We start from the raw sequence: 1,496 nt of genomic DNA on the forward strand, positions 1-1,496 counted from the left end.
CGCAAGGGAGGCAGCTAACCACGGTAGGGTCAGCGACTGGGGTGAAGTCGTAACAAGGTAGCCGTAGGGGAACCTGCGGCTGGATCACCTCCTTTCTAAGGAAGCTGTGGAATTGGTAAGACGCCTGACCAGATCAGGATGAACCTTCCCGTGCTTTTTAGAACATAGATCGGGCCAGTCAGGTCACGATCGAAAACGTAATACGCCGTGGAGATCTTAAGGATCCGGACGGTATGGCGCAGATCGCCGTCCACGTTTCTCTTTCTTCAGAAGACAAGGACCACGCTTTGGTCGCTTGAGGCTTGATGTCTCGGGTGGCTTTGTGTTGTTCCATCCTTATGGGCCCGTAGCTCAGTCGGTTAGAGCACACGCTTGATAAGCGTGGGGTCGGTAGTTCGAGTCTACCCGGGCCCACCACGATTTGCCTTTGCGCTTTTGAGCGCATCTGGTGATTTTGGATGGTCTGGATGGATTTGTGGTTTAAGCGTTGACGGATCTCTTGGTTATAGCCTTGAGGTGCAACCTGAATGGGGCTGTAGCTCAGCTGGGAGAGCACCTGCTTTGCAAGCAGGGGGTCAGCGGTTCGATCCCGCTCAGCTCCACCAAGGTTTTGGTGTTGATGCGAGGCGGCGACCTTGTCTTTGAAGAAATAAAAGTTTGCACCTGGCGATATGCCTTGTGCCTGTTCTGCATACATTGTGAAGAGAAGATTGATCTGGAGGCTTCCAGGTATGGGATTTGATCCCATGTCCGAGCCCGATCCTGATGAACCTTGTGATGGCCTAGCCGGCCGGATCTTGGGGAAGGGTCGGAGGTAGGTAGGAAGCCTGTCGCTCTGGTCGTTCGTTGTTGGTGACTTCGGTCGCCTCTGACGGATTGCTGATGATCGTTGCCTGACCGCGCGATCCCGGATTTAATCTCGAGAAGCTGGTCTTAAAGATCCGGCACAAGCGAGCTGCTCGGCGTAGCTCCAATAAAGTGACCGGATCGAACACGTCGATGGCATTGTTGAGTGGACTGGGTTGTAAAAGGTAGCCCGGTCTGTTGGTCGTTCTGAGGAATGGCTGACTAGACGATGAGCATTGGCAATGAGAACGATTAAGTGTCGTAAGGGCATTTGGTGGATGCCTTGGCATGCACAGGCGAAGAAGGACGTGATACGCTGCGAAAAGCCGTGGGGAGCTGCGAATAAGCTTTGATCCATGGATATCCGAATGGGGAAACCCACCTTAAATGCTTGGAGAATCCAAACTGATCCAAAAGATCGGCTTGGGTTTCCAAGCATTGTAATAAGGTATCTAACCTTCGAATACATAGGGGTTAGAAGCGAACGCAGGGAACTGAAACATCTAAGTACCTGTAGGAAAGGACATCAACCGAGACTCCGCAAGTAGTGGCGAGCGAACGCGGACCAGGCCAGTGGCAATGAGGAATAAAGCTGAACAGGTTGGAAAGCCTGGCTAGAGTGGGTGATAGCCCCGTAAGCGTAGAACACT

Annotated in this window: 2 tRNA genes and 2 rRNA genes; all 4 read left to right on the forward strand. The window is 52.6% G+C overall.

Annotated features, from left to right (window positions below):
- Nucleotides 1–95: ribosomal RNA gene (locus FAA86_RS24340) — 16S ribosomal RNA — on the forward strand; the annotation flags it as partial.
- A 245-nt stretch (nucleotides 96–340) separates the two neighbouring features.
- Nucleotides 341–417 (forward strand) — tRNA-Ile (locus FAA86_RS24345).
- 112 nt (nucleotides 418–529) lie between these two features.
- Nucleotides 530–605: transfer RNA gene (locus FAA86_RS24350), tRNA-Ala, on the forward strand.
- Nucleotides 606–1,096: 491 nt separating this feature from the next.
- Nucleotides 1,097–1,496, forward strand: a 23S ribosomal RNA gene (locus FAA86_RS24355); the annotation flags it as partial.

The sequence above is a fragment of the Rhizobium rosettiformans W3 genome (genome assembly GCF_004912135.1).
Taxonomy (GTDB): domain Bacteria; phylum Pseudomonadota; class Alphaproteobacteria; order Rhizobiales; family Rhizobiaceae; genus Allorhizobium; species Allorhizobium rosettiformans.